Source organism: Variovorax glucosi (assembly GCF_051216695.1).
Classification (GTDB): domain Bacteria; phylum Pseudomonadota; class Gammaproteobacteria; order Burkholderiales; family Burkholderiaceae_C; genus Variovorax.
The window spans coordinates 1-1,057 of the sequence record NZ_JBPJZE010000367.1 but is presented as its reverse complement, the minus strand read 5'-3'; the positions used below and the strand labels follow the sequence as shown (position 1 = coordinate 1,057).

2 protein-coding genes are annotated in these 1,057 nt (G+C 69.0%); one reads left to right on the top strand and one right to left on the bottom strand.

Features of this window, described 5'->3' with window-relative positions; genetic code table 11:
- Window positions 1-6 precede the first annotated feature (6 nt).
- Entirely contained in the window at window positions 7-672 is a 666-nt protein-coding gene (locus tag ACSFA3_RS25735; RefSeq protein WP_435508147.1) for a sigma-70 family RNA polymerase sigma factor, read from the bottom strand.
- A 136-nt stretch (window positions 673-808) separates the two neighbouring features.
- On the opposite strand from ACSFA3_RS25735, the gene ACSFA3_RS25730 reads away from it, so the two are divergent.
- Window positions 809-1,057: hypothetical protein (locus ACSFA3_RS25730; protein ID WP_435508146.1), on the top strand; the 249-nt coding region annotated here is incomplete at its 3' end.

Below are 1,057 nucleotides of genomic sequence, written 5' to 3'. Positions count from 1 at the left end.
TGCCGCTCATGCCCGTTGCTCCAGCACCGACAGATAGCGCTCCATGCAGCCGCGCAGTTTTTGCAAGCCGTAGCGCAGCCGGCTGCGCACAGTCTCGAAACCGATCTCCAGGCTCGCGGCCAACGCCTCGACGGTCAGGCCGTCTTCATGGTGCAGCAGGAACGCGGCACGCTGATCGGCCGGCAGTTCGTCAAGGAAGGCCAGCAGTCGACGGCCCGCGGCACGCCAGAACGCCAGCTCTTCGGCCGACGGATGCGCCGCCGCATCGACTGCGCCACGCACGCCGCGGTCGAGCGTGGGCATGGGTTCGCTGTCATCGTCTGAGTGCGCATCTAGCGTCACTTCGCGCCCGCTCACGCGCAACCGGTCCATCGCCAGGTTGTGCGCGATGGTGAAGGCCCAGGTGCGCCACGTCGCGCCCTGCGGCGAGAAGCTGTCGCGCGCCGAGATGATCCGCACCCAAGTGTCCTGGAACACCTCGTCGGCCTGCGCCACGAGCCGCGCGCCCAGCAGCCGTTTGACGAAGCGGAACAGTCCGCCTTCGTGGCGCGCGTAGAGCACGTCGAACGCGGCGGCGTCACCCTGCGCGTAGGCCAGCATCAACTGGTCGTCGGGCATGGCCTGGCGCTCGGGGGCGTTCTTGGCGGAAGGGGCGCGAGGAAGCGCGGACATCTAAGGATTTTCACCCCAGCTTGTACGGGCGGCGGACCGCGCCGGGGTTCGGGGCGGCAAAAAAAGTCGACGAGGCTCAACCCCGCTGGCGGTGGCCGGCCGTATCAGCCTGCACCCAACAACCCGGAGTGCTTTCATGACCCAAGCTTTCGTTCCCCGGTTTCGCCGCCCGCTCGTCGTGCTGCTTTGCGCCCAACTGCTCCTGACCGCCTGTGGCGCCACCGAGCCCCCTGCCGTTGCCGGCGCCACGCGCTGGCCCACGCCCGCGCCCGACAGCCGCTTGCAGGTGGCGCAGACGGTGCCGAACTTCGAGGCGCCGTCGGCCACGCATTGCGCGAGGCCAGTCCAGACCTACGAGACGCCGGGCATGGCGCGCGTTTCCGAA